The following is a 21292-nucleotide window of genomic DNA, read 5'->3' on the forward strand; positions in this document are numbered from 1 at the left end:
AGCTTCATCAATACCATATACAAAAAAAAGGAGAGAAACAACATGACAAAAACAATTAAACACTCATTTCCTAAAGGATTTTTATGGGGCGGAGCTACCGCTGCCAATCAGCTGGAAGGTGCATATGACGCAGACGGCAAAGGACTCTCTACATCAGACATGGCTCCATTCGTTCCACATGAGGAGCGCAATGGCAAGGATTTCACTTTCGACGTGGATTCAGTTCAATTGGAAGAATATCTGAGCGGTAACACCAATGTATATTTTCCGAAACGGAACGGCGTGGATTTCTATCATCGCTACAAAGAAGACATTGCCTTGTTTGCAGAGATGGGTTTCAAAGTGTTTCGTCTTTCGATCGCGTGGACACGGATCTTCCCAACAGGCGAAGAAGCAGTTCCCAATGAAGCTGGTCTTGCCTTCTATGATAATGTGCTCGACGAACTCTTGAAATATGGCATTGAGCCGCTCGTAACGATCTCTCACTACGAGATGCCCGTAGAGTTAACCCGCAAATACAACGGCTGGGAAAGCCGCGAGATGATCGATCTGTATCTGAAATTTGCCAATACGCTGTTTGACCGTTACAAAGACAAAGTGAAATACTGGATCACCTTCAATGAAATGAACATGATGCTGACAAGTCTGTATACTGGCGGCGGCATTCTGGAAGATAAAATCAAGGGAAACCCGGAGCAAGTGGCTTATCAGGCAACGCATCATCAGTTTGTAGCTAGTGCGCTGGCTGTCAAAAGCGGAAAAGAGAAAATGCCGAATGCACAAATCGGCTGTATGATCTGTCGTCTGGAAACGTATGCTGCTTCTAGTAAGCCGGAGGACGTTCTGCAGACGCTGAAGGAAGATCAGATGAACCTGTTCTATCCAGAGGTGCAGGCACGAGGTGAATACCCATCCTATATGCAAAGATATTTTGAGGAAAACGGCATTGAACTGGTTAAAGCTCCTGAGGACGATGCCATTATCCGGGACAATACCGTGGACTTTATTGCTTTCAGTTATTACATGACGTATATCGGAAAATATGATCCCAATGACAACAGCAACTCTGGTATGCTGGTCAGTCAGATCAAAAACCCGCATCTGAAAGCTACCGAATGGGGATGGCCTATCGATCCAATTGGTCTTCGCGTCGCGCTGAACCGATTGTATGATCGTTACCGGATGCCGCTCTTCATCGTTGAGAACGGGCTGGGTGCTATCGACACACCGGAAGAGGACGGGGCAGTGCATGACCCATATCGCATCAATTACTTGCGAAGCCACATTGAACAGATGAAAGAAGCTGTCGCTGACGGCGTTGAATTGATGGGTTTCACTAGCTGGGGACCTATCGATATCATTAGCTGCTCGACTTCTGAAATGGGCAAACGTTATGGTTTCATTTATGTAGATCAAGACAATGCCGGCAATGGTTCATTGGAAAGAACCCGCAAGGATTCCTTCTACTGGTACAAACAAGTTATTGAAACGAACGGAGAAACCCTGTAATTATAAAAAATTCTTATACGCCGCCCATATGGGCGGTTCTTTATTTTGCACTAGTCAAATCAGGAATAATTATGTAAACTTGTGATATTCAAACAAGAGGAGTGAATTCAATGTCTAACAAGGTGATTGTGCTTTAGGTTCACAGAAGGATATTTGCGTTACAGTGATTCCTTTTGTGGACATTGCAGTGCGGGAAACCGTCCAAACAATGTTTACTGGAGGAGATTATTATTAATTTTAACGAAGCTGTTAACATCAGCAATACACATGTACTGACGCTGGTACCCGAGCTGTTTCAGCTGGAGGGTTACGATATTCAGCTTATTCCGCCTCATGAGGGCGGACGCAATGTCGTTTACACCTGTGAGCAAGAGGGGCGTGAATCGCTAATTCTCCGAGTATCTTTTTTGCCTGACAGAAAGCGTGAAGATTACATTGCCGAACTGGAGTATGTCCGGTTTTTATTTGAGCACGGTGCAAGTGTCTCCAATGTAGTCAACTCGAAAAAGGGTCATCTGCTGGAAGAGATCACTTATGATGAGCATACGTTCTTTATCTGTATGTTTGTGAAAGCCAAGGGGAAGTTGCTGGTAGAAAACCATTATCAGTACCGGGAAGGCGTTCCACTTAGCGAATACTATTATAATAGCGGAAAAGTTCTGGGCAGAATGCATCAACTATCGAAAGGGTACACTCCCGTCCATCGCCGGCATCATTTGATTGACAATTACAGCGGTGAATATATCGATAACCTGGTACCTGAATCATTTCCTCTGCTTAAAGAGAAGATGGTTGAGCTTCTGAATACCTTACAAGGTTTGGATACAAACCAAGAGACATTCGGCATGATCCATTTTGATTATAACGATGGGAATTACTCGATTGATTTTGATACCGGTCAGATCACCGTGTATGATTTTGATAATTCACGCTTCGGTTGGTATATGTATGATCTGGCAGATCTATGGACACACGGCGTCGGCTGGATTCAATTTGAGCCGGATGCGGATAAACGCAAACAGTTCATGGATGACTATTTCCAAACCGTTCTCGCTGGATACACATCAGAAACCCCGATTTCTGATACCCTGCTGGAGAAGCTGCCTTTATTTATTCAAGTTACTCTCTTGGAGAATATTCTAGGTCAATTTGAGGAAATACAGCGTGCTGGCGAAGAACCGGAAGTTGACGAAGAACTGTTGTATCTCATTAAATGTCTGGAAGAGGATATACCGTATAAAGGATTTTTCCATGAGATGTATTCCACTGAAGCTCCTTTTGAGTATGAGGGACGCTGAAGGGCCTGTACGTAAACTAAACCCTGAATAACAAGGATTCATCAAGTGGGGAGGCAGCCGGATCAATCGGTTGCCTCTTTCTTTGTCTGCGGCATGTTATTCAAATTTGGAAGGGGGCACGTTGTAGAATTTTTTGAATGCTTTGGAGAACGTAAAGGGGTCGGGATAACCAAGAAATCCGGCAATTTGCTGAATCGTATATTTTTTCTCGTACAGATAGTCTCTGGCTCGATTCATTTTGATCTGATTGATGTACTGCCCAGGTGTAATACCGAGAATTTTCTTGAACAACGAAATAAAGTACTTCTCAGAGACGCCCGCAATGTCTGCAAGCTCGTTAACTCGGATGGCGCGATACAGATTTGCATCCACGTATGGGAAGACGTTCTGCAGAACCTCCAGACTTCCTTCGATTTTCCTCGGTTTTCGGTCTTTCAGAAACTCACCGTGATACAGGCCTTGCCCGTGTAATTCCAAAATTTTCGCGATGACAAGAAGCAGAGAAGCTTTTAAGTAGAGTGGACTTCCTGAAGCGTGGCTACTCTGTTTTAACCTTCGATAGGATGAAGTGAACAGCGTTGATTCCTCTTGAATCAGATTGCCAGGTACAATGCCAGGGAGTTGAAACTCGCTGAGAATCCGCTTCTGCTCAGCGATGCTGAAATCAAAGTGCATGTATACGAATTGGCACAACTCTCCGGTCGTGGAAGCCGTGTAGGGCATATCCGGATAAAAAAACACGACGTCACCCGGGTTCGCCATATGCTCGATTCCATCGATGGTAATCTGCACGGAGCCTGCTGTAATGAACCACAGATCATAATCGGAATGAGACTTGTGCTCCGTCCAATTGCTGTCGTGCGTTTGTTCCAAATAAGAGCTCATGCGAAGTGTGATATACTCCGAAAGTTCGTCGATTATACTCATCTTTACAGTTCCTGTGTGCATCTAATCCAACTAATCCTCTCAACTTTATGACATCCTTTATATTTTACTATCATAACAAAGGATTTATCTCTTGTTAACTATCGTACCATATGACATGTATTGAAAACTATCACACATTCCGATTCCAGCTCACTCACCTATAATGAACTTATATCGTTACAAGGAGGGGTTATTGATGAATGCTACAAGTACACAGCATCCAAAGGTAGTTGTTATTGGGGCGGGCAGTCTGTTTTTTGGTCGTCAGTCCATCTGGCAGATGGTACACTCCCCATATTTGAATCAGGGAACGCTGGCTTTGGTGGATACGGACGAGGAACGGCTCTCGAAAATGGTGAAATTAGCGGAATTGGTCGCCAAGGAGAACAACGTATCCCTAAAGATTGAGGGTTCAGTGGACCGAAGACAGGTCCTTCCGGGAGCCGACTTCGTTGTGCTCAGCTTTGCAGAGCAATCCGTGAAATATCGAGGCATTGACTGCCAAGTTTCTCTAAAGTATGGGATTCGCATGTGTTCCGGGGATACGATTGGCCCGGGCGGGATCTTTCGCGCGATGCGGGAACTGCCGGTTATTATGGAATGCGCCAAAGACATTGAGGAGTTGTGTCCGGATGCTTGGGTGATCAATTATATTAACCCTTCTACCGTTCATGGCATCGCATTACATCGCTATGCTCCGAAGCTTAAATCGTTTGCGCTGTGTGATAGTCATCATATGCCACATAAAAAAGCCTATTACGCCGTACGAGCCGGGATCATCAATGATACAAGCCATTTCACCACAGAAATTGACCAGAAATTTGATTTCCGTATCGCTGGTGTCAATCATTTCACTTGGTTGCTCAAAGCTGAATATGAAGGGGAAAATGTAATGCCTACAATCGCAGAAGCCATGCGTAAGCTGGCAGGTGATGAGAATAACGGGGGTGATCGCGGCGCAAAAGCTCTTTTCAACGATGCGATCACCTATGAACTGTATGATATTTTCGGAATCATTCCCACTTGCACAGCGCATACGAAGGAATACGTTCGGTATTGGCAGGGTCTTGGCAAAACTGCGGACGCCATTCCGCCATTATCGATCTGGGAGACAGAGGACAGATATGAGCGTCATGACGAAATGTGGCGTCAGGTGGATGACTTTCTTGCAGGTACTAAACCAATTGCAGACTATATGAACACATTTGGCCCGGATCATGCGACCGATATCATTGAAAATATGGTGGGGAACTTGGGCAAGAAGTTCTTTATCAATACGCTCAATCAAGGCGCGGTAACCAATATGAATGCGGATTCGTTCCTGGAACTACTGTGTGATGTAGATATGGATGGAGTGAAGCCACTCCATGTAGGCGAGATGCCGCGCGGAATTAGAGGTATGCAGGAACTTGTACTGGATACGCATGAGCTTACGGTTGAAGCTGTTCTGGAACAGAGCTACGAGAAGCTGAGAAGGGCGATGCTCACTGACCCACTCGTGAATTCCATCAGTGACGCGGACAAGATCATCCATGAATTGTTGGAACTGGAGCGTCAGATGATTCCGGATGTTTGGTACAAGGATAGACTGCAGTTTAGCTAAGAACCGATAACGATAAAAGACCACGTCGTTTCCTTCAAAGGGACTACCGTGGTCTTTGTTTTTATCGATTGTCATTTGTCATTTATCAAGAAATCCTACTCAACTTTAAACAAGCCAGCATGGTCTTCATAGTACGAAGTAATAAAATCACGAAATTCTCTTACAGCAGGAGATAACCATTTTTGTTTGACCCAGGAAAGGCTAATTGGATATATCGCTGAATCATCAGCAATGTTTACATAACTTAAACCGAGTGTTCTACATACGGAGATAGGAAGTAATGCAACGCCTTGATCCAGTCTGATAATTTCGAGCAGGGTATGAGAATCGACCTCAAATGCAAGGTTGGGCAGGAAGCCTGCTTTTTCACAGAGCATGGTCGTAAATCGGCTGTACTCCTTATTATCTGCAAGGGAAATAAAGGGCTCATTTGCAACAACATTTAATGAAATGCTTGTCTCTCCGCCGTATTGATGATTTGTTGGCACAACCAGAACAATATCCTCTTCAACAAGGACAACACTCTCAATCTCCTCATCTTGAATCGGATGCCCTGTAATCCCCAGATGCATGTCACCTTTCTTCAAACCTGTAATAATTTCACTGCGGGTCCCAATACCCTGATGAAGCTTGGTTTCGGGGGAAGCGTTGATGTAGTCACTAATGAGGCCAGTGAGGAATCGAGTATTTGTAATAGAGATCCTGATCGTATTGGATATTTGCTGTTCCTCGGCTTTAATTTCCATCTCTGCATTTTCAATTTCAATAAAAATCCGGTTTACATGCTTCAATAAAATCTCACCTGAGGAATTCAATTGAATGTTTCTTCCTCTCCTATGAAATAGGGGAGTACCCAGTTCATCCTCAAGTCTTTTAATCGTCAAGCTTAGGGAAGGTTGAGCAATATTCAAATGGGCAGCTGCCTTAGAGATATGTTCAGTATAGGCGACGGTCTGAAAATATTTGAGCTGAAGCAATTCCATTCACATGCACTCCTTATTTATTCTGATAAATATATATAGTACTTATTATGTATTATATTAAATTTAAATATTGATGTAGAATTTTTTATGAGATACAGATCAAATTTTAAATACCAAAAACCTGGCTATATAAGTTGAACTAATATTACACAATAACGGAGAGGACAGAAAAAACCTGAAAAAGCGAAGCGTTCGCCTTTATCACCGGATTTTCCCCTTTAGAAGGGGAATCGAAAAATCTGGGGATAACAGCGATTGGAAGGTTGTTCTGTCATCGTAGTGTCAGTGTAAATAATCTTTAGTTCAACTTATATAGAACCAAAACATAAGGTAGGTGTCTTTGATGAAAATCGATGTGAATAACATAGCTAAAAATCTGAATACACCCCTAACGGCTCCGGCATACCCAATGCCACCGTACAAATTCGTGAATCGTGAATACTTGAATATTATTTACCGAACTGATGAAAAAGCTTTGCGGGCAGCCGTACCAGAGCCTCTCGAAATTACGGAACCTTTGGTTAAATTCGAAGTGATGTGGATGCCGGATGTTTCTGGACTGGGTGCTTATACCGAAGCTGGACAAATTATCCCTGTGCAATTCAATGGGGAGGAAGGCGATTATGTACATTCAATGTACGTAGACAATTTCCCCGCGATTACGAGTGGTCGAGAGCTCACCGCTTATCCGAAAAAGCTGGGTGCGCCCAAGTTGTATACCGATTCAGATACACTGGTTGGCACACTTGATTATGGAACGCTGCGTGTAGCCACGGCAACGATGGGCTATAAACATGTGGAGATTGACAAGGATATCGCCAAACGTGAAATATGCCGACCTAATTTTATGATTAAGATGGCTACCGACTATACCGGGAATTTAAGAATATGTGATCTGATCCGCACTCAAATTACGGATATCGAAGTGAAGGAGGCCTGGACAGGACCTGCTCGGCTTCAACTGTTCGAACATGCGTTGGCACCTCTCGCAGATCTGCCTGTGCTGGAAGTGGTGTCCGCTTCTCATATCCTTACCAACCTAACCTTAAACGCTGCACAACCTGTATATAACTACCTGGAAGAGAAATAAGGAGGGAAAATAAAATGAGAATTGCAATTGTAGGAGCAGGATCTTTGGGAACCATCGTAGGCGCATACCTTGCAGATGGCGGAATGGACGTTGAGTTAATTGATGCATATCAGGAACATGTAGATGCTTTAAATCAGACGGGTGCTAAAGTGACGGGTACCACAGAGTTTCAGGCCAAAGTAAAAGCAATTACTCCTGATCAAAAATCAGGACAATATGACCTCGTTTTACTTTTAACCAAACAACTTTATAATGATTCCATTCTTCAGGAATTACTTCCATTCTTGAAAGAAGACAGTATGGTATGTTCCTTGCAGAACGGGATTCCGGAAGAAAAAGTGGCGTCCATCGTGGGTGAAAAACGTGTCATTGCAGGCTCCGTTGAGTTTGGCGCTACATTCATTGAACCAGGTGTATCAAGTCTGACTACCGAGTACACTCAATTTAAGCAGTATGCTTTTCAGATTGGTGAATTAAATGGTGAAATCACCGAAAGAATTCAACGTGTAAAATCGGTGCTGGAGCTTGTGGGTGGAACACATATTTCCGATAACCTGATTGGAACCAAATGGTCCAAATTGCTGATCAACAATGCATTTAGCGGTTTGTCCGCTGCATTGAATGGGGAATACGGGGACATTATTGATCACGAAGCCGGCATTGTGAGTGCAGCCCATATTGCGGACGAAACGATTAAAGTTGCTCGCGCCAATGGGGTCACCTTGGTTAAAATGAATGGATTCGACATCGCTTCACTCGAACTGAACAGCGAAGAAGATATCCCTGAACGGGTGAAAACACTACGTTACGTGATGGAGCCCTCCAGATTGCTCAAAGCAAGCATGCTTCAAGATCTGGAGAAAAACCGCAAAACGGAAATTGATTATATTAACGGGGTTGTTTCAAACAGGGCAGAAGGTACCGGAATTGCGACGCCTTATAATGATTTAGTTGTAAAACTGGTCAAATCTGCTGAAGAAACTCATGCCGTTCCTCATTTTGACACGAATATAAAAGCTTTTGAAGAACTATTAAGTGTACAACAATAAATTCAACTATTCAACTGAAAGTCGCTAATTTAGCGGCTTTTTTTGTTGTATTGGCAAATCTAGTCGGACCTGATTTTAGGACGATTAGACTGTTCTTTGTGATTTTTATTTCCTAACATTATACAAAAAGGGGAATTAAATTTGATATAATATTGACTTGCTCGTTATTTTTCTATTCGAAGGAGATACATATGAGGAAATCTTGGGGGGAATTCGTCTTTTATTTGGCGGTGTTTGTATTTGTTTTGTTTATGTCCTGGAATGATTACTCACTATTTTTGACATTAGGTGCTGTGCTTATAGCCGCTCTTATCATGTTTATGTTGCGCTTTTATTATCCTTTGTCGTTAGAAAAATGCATAGGCCGTGTGGAGATTTTCTTACGCGAACAGCAAAACACACCTGGGATTTACATTAATTATGTTCTTGCGAACAGACTTGATGATGAGGCAGAACTAGTGATGGAGCAGATCATGCAAAAATATAAGCGAAAAGCGACGCAGGCCTCGTTCAAGGCGGCTTACGGATTTTATCGTAAGGATATGTTTGCCGTTCGGCAGGCTGTACCTCATATTGGCTTATCGGATTACCGTACATATTACGAAACCATACTACTTTTGGAGGACGGAAAGAGTAATCAGGCGCGGGAAAGACTTCAATCCATTAAAAAACAGTGGATGAGATCAACACTGCTCGCGGGTCTTGAACTCAAAGCAGAAAACCGTGATACCGCCATCCAGCACGCTCATGAAGCACTTAACTCTTCCAGAGGTGTTAATCGTTATGTCTTGTATAAGGAATATGAAAGAGTATTACCAGAAGTTGTTGGACACATATCGTAAACTCGACATTATTATTTGCTTGCTCCAGCCACTGGTTAAGGAGGAATGATCAAAAAAATATCTTGCTGTATAAGGAATTAATAATTGTTGGATAATAATTACATTGACAACTGTAGGTTTTTCCAAAATAATAGTATGTAATTGAATACTGGTACCTTTAATTCAGTCCAGAGAGGCTGGCAAGGGCAGCGGATTTCATAATCACGCGAGAATCAAGGGCATATTCCGTCATGGGGTGCTCTGTGTCCTCGCGCGCATTATGATGCAAAAAGAGGCTACTTGTCAGTGTATAACTTGACGAGTAGCCTCTTTTTTCTGCTTTTTTTTGGTATCAGATACACTTTACGTTGGGGGTATTCTGATGAGCAAACAAGATCAAGAGTTTTCATGGCAAGCCGTGCCGAAAACGCAAAGAAACCACTTTTGGAAGACATTATCCGTCATGCTGGGTTTCACTTTCTTCTCTGCAAGCATGTTGGCAGGAGGCACGTTGGGCGTCAGCTTGACGTTCATGGAGTTCATTGGCATCGTACTTGCAGGCAATCTGGTGCTCGGTATCTATACAGGGGCACTGGCGCATATCGCTGCCAAAACAGGCTTGTCCACACATTTGCTCGCTAAATATGCATTCGGTGCAAAAGGGTCGTATCTGCCTTCGTTCCTGTTAGGCTTCACACAAGTCGGATGGTTCGGAGTCGGGGTAGCCATGTTCGCAATCCCGGTTGCCAAAGCCATGGACTGGAACGTGTACCTGCTGATCATCGTATTTGGACTTGCCATGACGGCATCAGCCATCTTTGGTATGAAGTCACTCGTCATTCTTGGTTATATCGCAGTTCCTGCGATTGCCATTCTCGGTGGTTACTCCATGTTCGAAGGTGCAGGTTCGCTGGGAGGTCTGCAAGGGTTGTTTGATTACACGCCGACTCAGTCGCTTACCGCGGCGGCGGCATTGACGATCTGTATCGGATCATTCATAAGTGGAGGAACACTGACACCCGATTTTGCCCGGTTTTCCCGGACATCCAAACAGGCGGTTACCGCAACAGTTATTGCATTTTTCTTGGGTAACTCACTCATGTTTCTCTTCGGTGCAGTTGGTGCGATGGCCTATAACCTGGCCGATATCTCGGAGGTCATGTTCCTGCAAGGATTGATCATCCCGGCAATCATCGTTCTGGGTCTGAACATCTGGACGACCAACGATAATGCACTGTACGCTTCGGGTCTTGGTTTTGCCAACATCACCAAAATTTCGAAAAAATTCTTCGTCATCGTAAACGGCATCGTCGGTACCGTATTCGCCATGTGGATGTACAACAACTTCGTCAGTTTCCTGAACGTACTGGGCGCGGCGGTACCATCCATCGGGGCTATTATTATCGCAGATTACTTCATTGTGAAACGTAGAAACTATAAGCCATTTGCCGACATGTCATTCAAAAATGTAAACTGGGTAGCGATGGTGGCTTGGGCCATCGGCGTGGCATTCGCCCAACTGGCTCCTGGCGTAACACCATTGAACGCACTGCTTGGTACAGCAGTGGCCTATATCGTCTTGATGCTGATTGTTCCTGCGAAAGAATCCAAAGAAATGGGGAAAATAAATGATTATACAGAACGCAAAATTGCGGGGTAAAGAAGGACTATGGAATATCGTTGTGAGAGACGGGAAGTTTGAACGAATCGCACAAACACTGGAAGTGACTGAAAATGAGGAGATACTGGATGTTAACGGATCGCTTGTGCTGCCACCTTTCATTGAGCCTCATATTCATCTCGATACAACGCTCACAGCAGGCGAGCCGGAGTGGAATCTAAGCGGAACGCTGTTCGAAGGCATTCAACGCTGGTCAGAGCGCAAGGCTTTCTTGACACATGAGGATGTCAAAACACGTTCCAAAACGGCACTCAAGTGGCAATTGGCACAGGGCATCCAACATGTACGGACTCATGTGGACGTTACCGATCCAAGCTTGATCGCAGTTAAAGCGATGCTTGAAGTAAAAGAAGAAATGGCTCCATACATGGACATCCAGCTTGTTGCTTTCCCGCAGGAAGGCATTCACTCTTATCCAAACGGTGTAGAATTGCTGGAAGAGTCACTGAAAATGGGCGTTGATGTGGTCGGCGGCATTCCGCACTTCGAATTCACACGGGAATACGGTGTTGATTCAATGAAAGTTGCGTTTGATCTGGCCGAAAAATACGATCGGCTCATTGATATCCATTGCGATGAAATCGATGATGAGCAATCCCGTTTTGTTGAAGTCGTTGCCAAGGAAGCTTATGAACGCGGACTGGGTTCACGCACAACGGCAAGCCACACGACAGCAATGGGGTCATACAATGACGCTTATACGTACAAGTTGTTCCGTCTGCTGAAGATGGCTGATCTGAACTTTGTCTCCAATCCACTGGTTAACATTCATCTGCAAGGACGCTTCGATACGTATCCAAAAAGAAGAGGGCTGACGCGGGTTAAAGAGTTGCAGGAAGCGGGTCTGAATGTATGCTTTGGACACGATGACATCTTCGATCCTTGGTATCCGCTCGGTACAGGCAACATGCTGCAAGTGCTGCATATGGGGATTCATGCTTCGCAGTTACTTGGTTATGATCAGATCGTGAATTCAGTTGACCTTATTACGAAAAACAGCGCAAGAACGTTACACATCGAGGATGTATACGGTATTGAAGAAGGCAAACCTGCTAACTTCATCGTGCTTGAAGCAGAGAATGAATATGAGGCTGTTCGCAAACAAGCCGGTGTACTTTATTCCTACAGAGGTGGCCGTAAAATTGCGGAATCGAAGCCAAGGGACACATCCATCATTTTTGAAGGCGGTTCAGAGAAGGTTACTTTCAATAAATAATAGAGAAAATATACTCCCATTAAAAGTCGCTATTTTAGCGGCTTTTTTTGCTTTTTTGTACTGTCTACAGAATGCATTATGCTACTGGAGAGCCAGGAGAACGAAAGGTTCTCCTGAGCACCTATAAGAAAAACTCACTATTTAGCCTACCTTTATGGCTTCACTAGTAGCCTGCTTCCCGCCTTTTTTACGAACGAAACTAATGATCAGCAATAGCAGTGGTAACAAGCCAAATAAAAAAATGGACATATTTCCGAGAAAGTCTCCCAAAGCTAACGTTTCCTCCAGGTTTTTAGGCAAGTAAGCAATCAAATACAATACAGGCAACATCGCGAATTGTATGCTCGTAATATTTTTGAGACGAAACAAATCTCGGATTCCGATTGCCGCAAAATAGTGTTTAAAAGCATAGGTTGCAAAGATCTGCATCAGCCAAAATACGATGAACAGCGATTCATAACGCTCAAAAAGAAATCCCTCAATTTCAAAACTCCGAACCATGTCGAACGTTGGCCACATCCGCGTTTGAATTCCTGGCAAAGATAAATTCCCTACAACTGTGACAATCGTGACCAAATATATGATCGTACAACTAAGTATGCTGTATATAGCAGCTTTATTGCTGGCTTTTACGTCTGCCATGTACGCTGTAATGATTAGCAATACTTCATATCCGGAATAGGAGAGACACGAAGGTTTAAGCCCCTTCAACACTGGTATGAATCCTTCGCCAAGGAGTGGTCTGAGGTTATTAAGTTCAAACATCTTGCTGCTTAAAAGGAAAACCAGCGCTAACAACACAAGTGTAACGGGCAACACGATTGAAAAGACCCGGATGATGACCTTAAGACCACCCGTTAACATATAAATACCAATCCACAAACTGACCATAATGGTGACCCAAGTAGGCGTGCGCTCAAGGATGTACATACTTGTAATTTCGGCCATGACTCTGACTTCGAATGAACAAAGAACAACAAAATATACGATAATTAAAAGTCCCAATAGATAAGAAATCCAATGACCAGTGATTTCAGGTATAAATTCGAATACCGTTTTACCGGGGAATCTACGACACAAGGTCACAAGAAGAATGCTGATTGTGGTTACAATTAATCCTGATAAAATGACAGAAATCCATACATCCGGTGTTCCTACTGCTTTACTAATTGTGCGAGGGAGTGTTAGAATTCCAGCTCCGAGTATTGAATTGATAACCACAATAATAACCTCAGAGGTATTGATCTTGGTTGTGGCTTGCTTCATTGGCTTCACTCCAAACCGGAGAATTTGTTTGTAGTATCGCCGAACGCAGTTATTTTATGTAAAATATGCTGTACTGATATAATGTAGAGATATCGAATAATTATTTAAGATGAGGATGTAGGTTATGCCAAAGAACGATAATATGTTAGCCATTCTATGGATGCTGAATTCAGGCACCAAGGTAACTGCAAAACAAATGTCCGAAAAGTTAGAAATCAATATAAGAACCGTATATCGATATATTGATGCATTATGTGCCAGTGGAGTACCGATCATTTCCGATACAGGTCACAATGGCGGGTATAGCTTGCTGAATCAGCATATTAAAGCACCTCTGTTATTTGATATTGAAGAAAAAAAGGCACTTCTCCAAGCTGCTGTGTTTGCAAAGGAGGCTGGATACCCTTTGAGCGAGGCTTTGGACAATGCGACATCCAAGTTGAAAATGTATTCAAATCAGGAGCAGGAAAACACACTTCGTCGTCATTTAGCCGGGTTTAACGTTATCAATCGCATGGGAGACCCATCCGTTCAGCCGATCTTGGCGGAATTGGAGCAAGCAGTGGCTAATGATTGTTCTGTCGAAATTGATTATCGCAGAAGCCGTGATGAACAACCCAAAAAAAGAGTAATAGACCCGTATGGAATGGTTTACTGGAATAATAAATGGTATACCATTGCGTTTTGTCACTTGAGAAATGAATTCCGCAGCTTTCGGGCAGATCGTATTCTGCGAATCAAGCCTACTTCGCTCCGCTTTCAGCGTTCGGAAGCTTTTTCTGCTCGTGAATTTTTTATGCAAAATTTGTTACCTGATGTAGGGGGAAAAGAGGGGTTAATTTCCTTAGTTATCGAAGGCCGATCAGAGGCATTGGATGACCTGGGGCTGCATTGGTTTATGGGACATTATCTGAAAGAGCGGACTCCCAATCAAGCCGTCTTTTTATTTGATGAAAAATCGATTCATACATACGTCCCCTATTTTCTCTTATCCTACGGGAAATCCATTCAAGTCATCGAACCACAGTGTTTGAAGGACAGACTTGTTGCTGTTGTATCCGAGCTAATGGAATACTATCAACTTTAACAACTTCACTGACAGTGGATGTCAGTGAAGTTGTTTTATAATGATGACAATCTCGGATTACAGAGAAGGAAGGCGGAATAGACACATGAGTGAACAGACAAAACACAAGGCGGCATCAGGAAAATATACAAAGAACGGTACGCCAAAAGGCGTTACATCGATTACTCCATTTATAACAGTGAAAGACCCTTCTGAAGCAATCCATTTCTATAAAGTTGTTTTCAATGCAAGGGTGAAGGATATCACTGAGCATCCAGATGGAAATGGTAATACGATTATTGTTCATGCCGAATTGGATTTTGGAAATGGGTTTTTACAGCTGGGGGCAGCGAACCCGGCATATCAGTTGGCTCTGCCGCCAGATCAAGATCATGTATGTTATTCTTTAGGGATTTATGTCATTAATGTGGATGAAACCATTGCAACCGCCGTATCCAGAGGGGCGAAAGTAAGAGAAGAAACTATTAACTTTGCGTCTGGTGATCGATTCGGAAGTATACTAGACCCTTTTGGCGTACGGTGGTCTATTCTGACTCGGATTGAAGATCTATCGGAAGAAGAAAGTAGTCGAAGGGTTGCGGAGTGGGCCAAAAGCGATTTTTCCATGAACAGCTAGTTCAGAGCGCATCCTAAACATGGATGCGCTCGTTTTCTACTGTCCGTAATCCTATTCGTCTGTATCGGTCGAAGTATCCTCATTGAGCTTCTTATAATCCATTCCCCATGTTTCCATCACACTAATGATGGGTCTCAGCGTATTGCCTAAATCGCTCAAGCTGTATTCAACTCTGGGCGGTACCTCCGCATATACGGTGCGAATAACGATACCGTCTCCTTCCATGGAACGCAAATTTTCGGTTAATACCTTTTGGCTGATTTCCGGAATACTTTTGCGAAGCTCACCGAACCGTTGTGTTCCTTTCAGAAGATCTCTCATGATAAGCAATTTCCACTTGTTACCTATTAAACCAACCGTTGTTGCTACAGGGCATTCAGGCAACTCTTTTTTGGTAAACATTTAAGCTAATCCTCCAATAGTTACTTTTTGGTTCCTATCTAATAAAAAGGTGCCTACTTTCAAAACGATTATAATGCTTATATTATAAAGCTGTCGAGGGAAAAGCAACTTGAATGAAAGGAGGGAACGTGTTGCAAGAAAACTTGTGGATGCAATTGGCAACCTATTTCTCAGAAAATTGGCGCGCTTTCTTCGCTCTGGGGCGAGAGCATATAGAGGTTAGTTTACTGGCATTGCTTGGATCTGCATGGATCGGAATTGCACTGGGATATCTGACTATCACGCACAAACGATCGGAAAAGTGGATTGTATCGCTGATTCAGATTTTGCGGATTGTACCTAGCCTGGCTGTTTTACTTCTATTAATTCCGTTGATGGGCACTGGCACGAAGCCAGCGTTGATTGCGTTAATCTTATTGGGAGTACCTCCCATATTAATGAATACCATTTCCGGTTTGAATCATATTCCTCTATCCGTTCTTGAATCTGCTCAAGGGGCGGGCATGTCAGATCGGCAAGTGATGTGGAAAATCAAGTTCCCTCTTTCTGCACCACTCATTCTGACAGGCATCAAAACAGCTGCCATTGAAATTATCGCCAGTGCCACCTTGGCGGCCAAGATCGGAGCTGGGGGATTCGGTGAAATCATTTTTACCGGTCTGGGACTCAATCGAATGGATTTGCTTCTAATCGGCGGGGGAGCTGTGGCAATCTTAGCCATCTTCATCGGAGTTTTGCTTGATATATCCGAACGAATTTTATTTCGATATCAATTTTTGCAAAGGTAGGAAAAAGACATGAAAAATAAAAAGAAAAAAATCTATATCACAACTTCACTTATCATCGTATTATCGCTCTTTTTATGTGCCTGTGGTGAGCAAAAAAATCAGGCTTCGGAAAATAAAGAGACAGCGATTCGAATCGGCACCAAAGATTTCACTGAAAATCTGATTGTGGGAGAACTTTACGCTTTAGCCTTGGAGGATGCTGGCTACCAAGTAGAGCGTGTGCCTAATATTGCGGGTTCTGTGATCCATTCTTCCATTGTAAATCAAGATATCGATATGTACCCAGAATACACAGGCACCGGTTTGTTAGCCATCCTGAAGCTGGACTTATTGACTGATCCGGATGAAGTATATGCCACAGTAAAGCAAGAATACAAAAAACAATTCAACTTGACCTGGCTCGACTATTCTACAGCCAATGATGGAGCAGGGCTCGTCATTCGTGCAGAAGCCTCGGAAAAATTGGGGATCAAGACGATTACTGATTTGCAAAAGCATGCAACCGAGCTTCGATTTGCCTCCCAAGGAGAAGTGGATCAGCGTGCAGACGGTATTCCGGCATTGGAAAAAGTATATGGCAAGTTAAACTGGAAGTCCTCCAAAGTCTACGACAATAGTCTCAAATATGAAGTACTTAAAAATAATGAGGCAGATGTTGCACCTGCATATACGACAGAAGGACAACTCGTAAATAAAGATCAGTACATTCTATTGGAAGATGACAAACAAGTATGGCCCCCTTACAACTTGGCTCCTGTCATCCGTGATGAAGTATTGTCTGCACATCCAGATATTGCTGAAGTCATCAACAAAATCAGTTCGGCACTGGACACAGACACGATCACAGCACTTAACGCTAAAGTGGACGTCGAACAAGAAGAATACGAAGACGTGGCAAAAGCCTTTTATGAATCCATCCAATAAACGTAATGGTAATATGGGGCCACCAGCCATCGAATTTCATCATGTGTGCAAAACCTATGCACAATCCAATGAATATGCAGTGAATCATGTGAATTTGTCTATTGAAGAAGGGGAGTTTATTACGATACTAGGCTCCTCTGGATCTGGAAAAACAACACTTTTGAAAATGGTAAACCGTTTATACGAACCTTCTCAGGGGAACATTCAGATGTTTGGAGAAGATATTGCGGCTATAGATCCCGTGATGCTGAGAAGGAAGATTGGTTACGTCATCCAGCAGGTTGGATTGTTCCCGCATATGACCATCGCGAAAAATATTGCTACCGTACCTCGTCTGTTGAAATGGAATAAAGAGAAAACGGAGCAGAGGGTCTCCGAACTACTGCATCTGGTGGGACTGGACCCTCGGACGTATGAACATCGTTATCCTTCCCAATTATCGGGAGGACAACAACAGCGAATTGGACTCGCTCGAGCTTTAGCAACCAATCCTGCGATCATGCTTCTGGACGAGCCTTTTGGAGCTTTGGACGCGATTACCCGTCTCCATTTACAGGATGAATTATTGAAAATTCATGGAGGGTCGAATAAAACATTCCTGTTCGTCACACATGACATTAATGAAGCGTTCAAGTTGGGGACCCGGGTCATTATTATGAATCAAGGGAAAGTGTGCCAGTTTGATACGCCAAAAGAAATCGTTAATCATCCTGCAGATGAATTCGTAGCGTCACTTATTCAATCTTCAAGGGAGCAAGAACGTTTCTGGGAGGACTTAGAATGATCGACTATGCAATCAAACATCCAGATAAGTGGGGAAACGCACTGTTAGAGCATGTGGAAATCCTGGTCATAACCATGTTAATCTCCATTATTGTTGCCGTGCTTCTAACCATCGTAGTCTTAACTTCAGACTGGGTATCACGCGTTTTCATTTATGTTTTTTCCATTCTGTATTCCATCCCCAGCCTGGCTTTGTTCACTATCATGATTCCTGTGACGGGGTTGGGTACAACGACGGCAATCATCGTGCTGATTCTATATAATCAATACATTCTTCTGCGCCACTTTATCGCCGGTTTGAATCATGTGGACCAACCTATCATTGAGGCAGCTACCGGGTTGGGCATGAGTCGTTTGCAAATATTGATTCAGATCAGGGCACCCTTGGCGATTCAAACCCTTTTTACAGGACTGCGACTTGCCTCCGTATCTACGATAGGCATGGCGACCATTGCTGCATTTATCAACGCAGGCGGGTTAGGAACGATCTTATATGATGGTTTACGCACCATGAATATCGATAAAATTCTATGGGGTAGCATCCTGTCCGCAGGACTTGCCCTAGCGACAAATGCAGTATTCATTCAGTTGGAAAAACGAATCTATATCGGTGCGGGGAGATAAATTGTGATGAAGGCAGTTGTACTGGAAGGTGCCTGTGCACCTGAAGAACTAAACGTACAGGAGGTTCCCATTCCCGAAGTTAAACCAGGCTGGGTGTTAATCAAGATCAGAGCATTTGGTATTAACCGCTCAGAAATGTATACAAGGCAGGGGCACTCACCCTCCGTACAATTTCCGCGGATCATTGGTATTGAGTGCGTGGGGGAGATCGAGGATGCATCGGATAGCACATTCCAAAAAGGACAGCATGTTGCTTCTCTGATGGGAGGGTTGGGGCGAGAATTTGATGGAAGCTATGCGGAGTATGCTTTGATTCCTTCAGAGCAGGTGTATCTCATTCCTGAAGGAATGGAGTGGACTACGCTCGCTGCCATTCCGGAAATGTATTACACAGCATATGCATCGTTATTTGAAAGTCTTCAATTAACTACGGGAGAAGTACTTCTCATTCGAGGCGGGACCAGTTCCGTTGGCCTGGCTGCCCTCCAGTTTGCCAAAAGCGTAGGAGCCACCGTCATATCGACCACTCGTGACAGCGGAAAGCTGGCGTATCTTCAACAGGCGGGTGCGGACTTCGCAATACTGGATGATGAACATTTTACAAATAAAGTAGTTGAAATTGCTCCAAATGGCGTAGATAAGGTGCTGGAATTGATCGGAACGCTTACCTTGAAGGAGTCTTTGCAATTGGTTTCGGAGCGAGGCATCTTATGCATGTCAGGCATCTTGGGCAATGAATGGATCCTTAATTCGTTTGAACCATTAATTGATATACCGACAGGTGTTTTGTTTACGGCTTTTACAAGTGAAGTTATTAAAGAAACGGTGTTAGTCAATCTGTTTAACCACATCAAGGATCATGCGCTTGTCCCGCCTATTGCTAAAGTGTACAAGCTCGAAGAAATAGCAGCGGCTCATCTGTTCATGGAGAGCAATACCGCGAATGGTAAAATCGTAATCACGAATGAATGAGGAGGAGAAAGTTATGAGCAATCGGATCATCGATTACAATCTTGAGACGATTCCAGAAGGAGCACAACCTCACTCGGTTACTGCCACCCCAGTTCAGATGGGCGGTCGTCAGACATTACGAGTTACGTTAACGGATGAGGTATCACATGGTGAACCAAACGTTGATTTCATCGACATGCCGACATTCTTGAAAATTCCTGTAGAATTCAAAAATGGAACTTTATCGGTGGATATCTTTAGCAAGTTAAGAGATGATGCTCCGGCTTATGCACGCGGATTTGCAGGATTGGCATATCGTATAAGTGACCATACGGATGCCTTTGAAGCCGTTTATATTCGTCCGCTTAATGGCTTGAAGACACGACCTGAGGCGCCTCGTGACAAACGTGCCCTCCAATATTTCGCATATCCGGATTGGAAGTTCGACCGACTGAGACAGGACTACCCGGATGGTCATTTCGAAGCAGGAGCAGACATTGGTCCTGCGGAGTGGGTTAATCTTACGCTAGACATTGACGATACTAAACTGACAGCATATGTCGATGGGACCGAATGTATTTCTTTAGATAAGACTAAAGGAACTGTAATTACAGGAGATATCGGACTATTCGTAGACATCGGTACAGAGGCTTTCTTTTCTGACCTTAAGATTACGATCTCCAATTGATCAACGTCATGTTCTCTTCGCGAACAAGTATAAAAGAAAAAACGAAGGCGATTGCCTTCGTTTTTTCTGTTTCAATTGACATTGCCTAGTTAGAACCCATCGGATTTTGATCTGTGAGCTTGATAAAAAAGTTGCGAAGCTTTGCTGCTTTGGATATGATTATCTAATGTTCAATCAAAAAATACTTATGTAATCATTTAATGATAAAAGACAGTGAGGTAGAAAAAATGATCGCAAGAACAGAAGAAGATTTTAATGGCTTGAAGGAAATTGGCAAAATTGTAGCTTCTATTCGAGATGAATTGGTTCAAAGAACCATCCCAGGCATAACAACTAAAGAACTTGATGATTTGGCAGGAGAGCTTTTTGAGAAAGCTGGCGCAGTTTCTGCTCCAAAAAGTGAATATAATTTCCCGGGATTTACTTGTATTAGTGTTAATGAAGAAGTGGCACATGGTATTCCGGGAGAGCGGGTTATTCAAGAAGGGGACATCGTCAATATTGATGTGTCTGGCTCCAAGAACAGTTATTTTGCAGATACGGGAATCTCGTTTGTCGTAGGCGAAGGTGAAGAAGTATTAACGAAAATATGCGACGTTGTTAAACTAGCATTTGAAGCAGGTCTTAAAAAAGCAAAACCAGGCTCCAAAAAAAGCGGAATCGGAAAAGCCGTATTCCAAACTGCCAGACAGCATGAATTAACGGTTATTAAAAACCTTACAGGACATGGTGTTGGACGTGGAATACACGAAGCACCTGACCACATCTACAATTATAATGATCCATCGGATGATGAATTGTTAAAAGAAGGCATGGTTATCGCATTTGAGCCATTTATCTCAACTTCAGAAGAAGAAGTAGTCCAAACTGGAGACGGCTGGACCTTTGTTACTAAGAACAGCTATGTAGCTCAAATCGAGCATACAATTATCCTTACCAAGAATGGTCCAATTATTGTCACTCTTTAAAGTGATCAAACTGAAAGT

At 43.4% G+C, this 21292-nt stretch carries 21 protein-coding genes; 17 read left to right on the forward strand and 4 right to left on the reverse strand.

The features are described from left to right. Positions 1-42: 42 nt before the first annotated feature. Positions 43-1509, forward strand: coding sequence for a glycoside hydrolase family 1 protein (locus QVE09_RS02125; RefSeq protein ID WP_315935461.1), 1467 nt, complete (start codon positions 43-45; stop codon positions 1507-1509). 173 nt (positions 1510-1682) lie between these two features. Further along, a complete protein-coding gene (locus tag QVE09_RS02130) occupies positions 1683-2807 on the forward strand; it encodes a phosphotransferase enzyme family protein (RefSeq protein ID WP_315935462.1) in 1125 nt (374 codons plus the stop codon). Between the two features lie 96 nt (positions 2808-2903). On the opposite strand, the gene QVE09_RS02135 is transcribed toward QVE09_RS02130, so the two are convergent. Further along, entirely contained in the window at positions 2904-3755 is an 852-nt protein-coding gene (locus tag QVE09_RS02135; RefSeq protein WP_315935463.1) for an AraC family transcriptional regulator, read from the reverse strand. Between the two features lie 175 nt (positions 3756-3930). Here QVE09_RS02135 and QVE09_RS02140 point away from each other — a divergent pair, with 175 nt between their 5' ends. Next, positions 3931-5337 (forward strand): family 4 glycosyl hydrolase, encoded by a 1407-nt coding sequence (locus tag QVE09_RS02140; protein WP_315935464.1) that lies wholly within the window; start codon positions 3931-3933, stop codon positions 5335-5337. A gap of 95 nt (positions 5338-5432) precedes the next feature. Here QVE09_RS02140 and QVE09_RS02145 read toward each other — a convergent pair whose 3' ends face one another. Continuing rightward, positions 5433-6320 (reverse strand): LysR family transcriptional regulator, encoded by an 888-nt coding sequence (locus QVE09_RS02145; protein WP_315935465.1) that lies wholly within the window; start codon positions 6318-6320, stop codon positions 5433-5435. A 343-nt stretch (positions 6321-6663) separates the two neighbouring features. Here QVE09_RS02145 and QVE09_RS02150 point away from each other — a divergent pair, with 343 nt between their 5' ends. The 5 genes from QVE09_RS02150 to QVE09_RS02170 all read left to right on the forward strand — a co-directional run bounded on the left by QVE09_RS02150 (position 6664) and on the right by QVE09_RS02170 (position 12177). After that, on the forward strand, positions 6664-7410 hold the full coding sequence (locus QVE09_RS02150) for an acetoacetate decarboxylase (protein WP_315935466.1): 747 nt from the start codon (positions 6664-6666) through the stop codon (positions 7408-7410). Positions 7411-7424: 14 nt separating this feature from the next. Continuing rightward, positions 7425-8459: a ketopantoate reductase family protein gene (locus tag QVE09_RS02155; RefSeq protein ID WP_315935467.1), complete on the forward strand. Its 1035-nt coding sequence runs from the start codon at positions 7425-7427 to the stop codon at positions 8457-8459. A 191-nt stretch (positions 8460-8650) separates the two neighbouring features. Then, positions 8651-9301, forward strand: coding sequence for a hypothetical protein (locus QVE09_RS02160; protein ID WP_315935468.1), 651 nt, complete (start codon positions 8651-8653; stop codon positions 9299-9301). Between the two features lie 361 nt (positions 9302-9662). Continuing rightward, positions 9663-10940, forward strand: a complete 1278-nt coding sequence (gene codB / locus QVE09_RS02165) for a cytosine permease (RefSeq protein ID WP_315935469.1) — start codon at positions 9663-9665, stop codon at positions 10938-10940. Then, on the forward strand, positions 10909-12177 hold the full coding sequence (locus tag QVE09_RS02170) for a cytosine deaminase (protein WP_315935470.1): 1269 nt from the start codon (positions 10909-10911) through the stop codon (positions 12175-12177). Before codB ends, QVE09_RS02170 begins: the two co-directional genes overlap by 32 nt. 141 nt (positions 12178-12318) lie before the next feature. On the opposite strand, the gene QVE09_RS02175 is transcribed toward QVE09_RS02170, so the two are convergent. After that, positions 12319-13443, reverse strand: coding sequence for a GerAB/ArcD/ProY family transporter (locus tag QVE09_RS02175; RefSeq protein ID WP_315935471.1), 1125 nt, complete (start codon positions 13441-13443; stop codon positions 12319-12321). A 124-nt stretch (positions 13444-13567) separates the two neighbouring features. Between QVE09_RS02175 and QVE09_RS02180 the strand changes: the two genes are divergently transcribed. Then, entirely contained in the window at positions 13568-14530 is a 963-nt protein-coding gene (locus QVE09_RS02180) for a helix-turn-helix transcriptional regulator (RefSeq protein ID WP_315935472.1), read from the forward strand. Between the two features lie 85 nt (positions 14531-14615). Next, a complete protein-coding gene (locus QVE09_RS02185; protein ID WP_315935473.1) occupies positions 14616-15146 on the forward strand; it encodes a VOC family protein in 531 nt (176 codons plus the stop codon). 51 nt (positions 15147-15197) lie between these two features. Here the strand turns inward: QVE09_RS02185 and QVE09_RS02190 are convergent, their stop codons facing one another. Then, complete coding sequence (locus tag QVE09_RS02190; RefSeq protein WP_063567488.1) at positions 15198-15548, reverse strand: winged helix-turn-helix transcriptional regulator; 351 nt, start codon at positions 15546-15548, stop codon at positions 15198-15200. A gap of 131 nt (positions 15549-15679) precedes the next feature. On the opposite strand from QVE09_RS02190, the gene QVE09_RS02195 reads away from it, so the two are divergent. The 7 genes from QVE09_RS02195 to map all read left to right on the forward strand — a co-directional run bounded on the left by QVE09_RS02195 (position 15680) and on the right by map (position 21274). Beyond that, entirely contained in the window at positions 15680-16336 is a 657-nt protein-coding gene (locus QVE09_RS02195; protein ID WP_315935474.1) for an ABC transporter permease, read from the forward strand. A gap of 9 nt (positions 16337-16345) precedes the next feature. Further along, the gene (locus QVE09_RS02200) at positions 16346-17260 is read left to right on the forward strand and encodes a glycine betaine ABC transporter substrate-binding protein (protein WP_315935475.1); all 915 of its coding nucleotides are present in this window, start codon (positions 16346-16348) and stop codon (positions 17258-17260) included. Next, positions 17244-18044 (forward strand): ABC transporter ATP-binding protein, encoded by an 801-nt coding sequence (locus QVE09_RS02205; protein WP_315935476.1) that lies wholly within the window; start codon positions 17244-17246, stop codon positions 18042-18044. Before QVE09_RS02200 ends, QVE09_RS02205 begins: the two co-directional genes overlap by 17 nt. Next, positions 18041-18667, forward strand: coding sequence for an ABC transporter permease (locus tag QVE09_RS02210; RefSeq protein WP_315935477.1), 627 nt, complete (start codon positions 18041-18043; stop codon positions 18665-18667). The genes QVE09_RS02205 and QVE09_RS02210 overlap by 4 nt, the downstream gene beginning before the upstream one ends. Before the next feature lie 6 nt (positions 18668-18673). Then, on the forward strand, positions 18674-19639 hold the full coding sequence (locus QVE09_RS02215) for a zinc-binding alcohol dehydrogenase family protein (protein ID WP_315935478.1): 966 nt from the start codon (positions 18674-18676) through the stop codon (positions 19637-19639). Positions 19640-19652: 13 nt separating this feature from the next. Beyond that, positions 19653-20306 (forward strand): hypothetical protein, encoded by a 654-nt coding sequence (locus QVE09_RS02220; RefSeq protein ID WP_315935479.1) that lies wholly within the window; start codon positions 19653-19655, stop codon positions 20304-20306. Between the two features lie 227 nt (positions 20307-20533). Then, positions 20534-21274, forward strand: coding sequence for a type I methionyl aminopeptidase (gene map, locus QVE09_RS02225; RefSeq protein ID WP_315935480.1), 741 nt, complete (start codon positions 20534-20536; stop codon positions 21272-21274). The last annotated feature ends 18 nt before the right edge of the window (positions 21275-21292 follow it).

This window comes from Paenibacillus sp. ClWae2A (genome assembly GCF_032452295.1).
Classification (GTDB): domain Bacteria; phylum Bacillota; class Bacilli; order Paenibacillales; family Paenibacillaceae; genus Paenibacillus.

Excerpts from the sequence above, each read along its gene's own strand:
- QVE09_RS02175 (WP_315935471.1), bottom strand. The coding sequence starts at position 13,443 with ATGAAGCAAGCCACAACCAAGATCAATACCTCTGAGGTTATTATTGTG.
- QVE09_RS02140 (WP_315935464.1), top strand. The coding sequence starts at position 3,931 with ATGAATGCTACAAGTACACAGCATCCAAAGGTAGTTGTTATTGGGGCG.
- QVE09_RS02190 (WP_063567488.1), bottom strand. The coding sequence starts at position 15,548 with ATGTTTACCAAAAAAGAGTTGCCTGAATGCCCTGTAGCAACAACGGTT.
- QVE09_RS02155 (WP_315935467.1), top strand. The coding sequence starts at position 7,425 with ATGAGAATTGCAATTGTAGGAGCAGGATCTTTGGGAACCATCGTAGGC.
- QVE09_RS02145 (WP_315935465.1), bottom strand. The coding sequence starts at position 6,320 with ATGGAATTGCTTCAGCTCAAATATTTTCAGACCGTCGCCTATACTGAA.
- QVE09_RS02180 (WP_315935472.1), top strand. The coding sequence starts at position 13,568 with ATGCCAAAGAACGATAATATGTTAGCCATTCTATGGATGCTGAATTCA.
- QVE09_RS02135 (WP_315935463.1), bottom strand. The coding sequence starts at position 3,755 with ATGCACACAGGAACTGTAAAGATGAGTATAATCGACGAACTTTCGGAG.
- QVE09_RS02215 (WP_315935478.1), top strand. The coding sequence starts at position 18,674 with ATGAAGGCAGTTGTACTGGAAGGTGCCTGTGCACCTGAAGAACTAAAC.
- QVE09_RS02185 (WP_315935473.1), top strand. The coding sequence starts at position 14,616 with ATGAGTGAACAGACAAAACACAAGGCGGCATCAGGAAAATATACAAAG.
- QVE09_RS02220 (WP_315935479.1), top strand. The coding sequence starts at position 19,653 with ATGAGCAATCGGATCATCGATTACAATCTTGAGACGATTCCAGAAGGA.
- QVE09_RS02160 (WP_315935468.1), top strand. The coding sequence starts at position 8,651 with ATGAGGAAATCTTGGGGGGAATTCGTCTTTTATTTGGCGGTGTTTGTA.
- codB (WP_315935469.1), top strand. The coding sequence starts at position 9,663 with ATGAGCAAACAAGATCAAGAGTTTTCATGGCAAGCCGTGCCGAAAACG.
- QVE09_RS02210 (WP_315935477.1), top strand. The coding sequence starts at position 18,041 with ATGATCGACTATGCAATCAAACATCCAGATAAGTGGGGAAACGCACTG.
- QVE09_RS02200 (WP_315935475.1), top strand. The coding sequence starts at position 16,346 with ATGAAAAATAAAAAGAAAAAAATCTATATCACAACTTCACTTATCATC.
- map (WP_315935480.1), top strand. The coding sequence starts at position 20,534 with ATGATCGCAAGAACAGAAGAAGATTTTAATGGCTTGAAGGAAATTGGC.
- QVE09_RS02150 (WP_315935466.1), top strand. The coding sequence starts at position 6,664 with ATGAAAATCGATGTGAATAACATAGCTAAAAATCTGAATACACCCCTA.
- QVE09_RS02125 (WP_315935461.1), top strand. The coding sequence starts at position 43 with ATGACAAAAACAATTAAACACTCATTTCCTAAAGGATTTTTATGGGGC.
- QVE09_RS02205 (WP_315935476.1), top strand. The coding sequence starts at position 17,244 with ATGAATCCATCCAATAAACGTAATGGTAATATGGGGCCACCAGCCATC.
- QVE09_RS02170 (WP_315935470.1), top strand. The coding sequence starts at position 10,909 with ATGATTATACAGAACGCAAAATTGCGGGGTAAAGAAGGACTATGGAAT.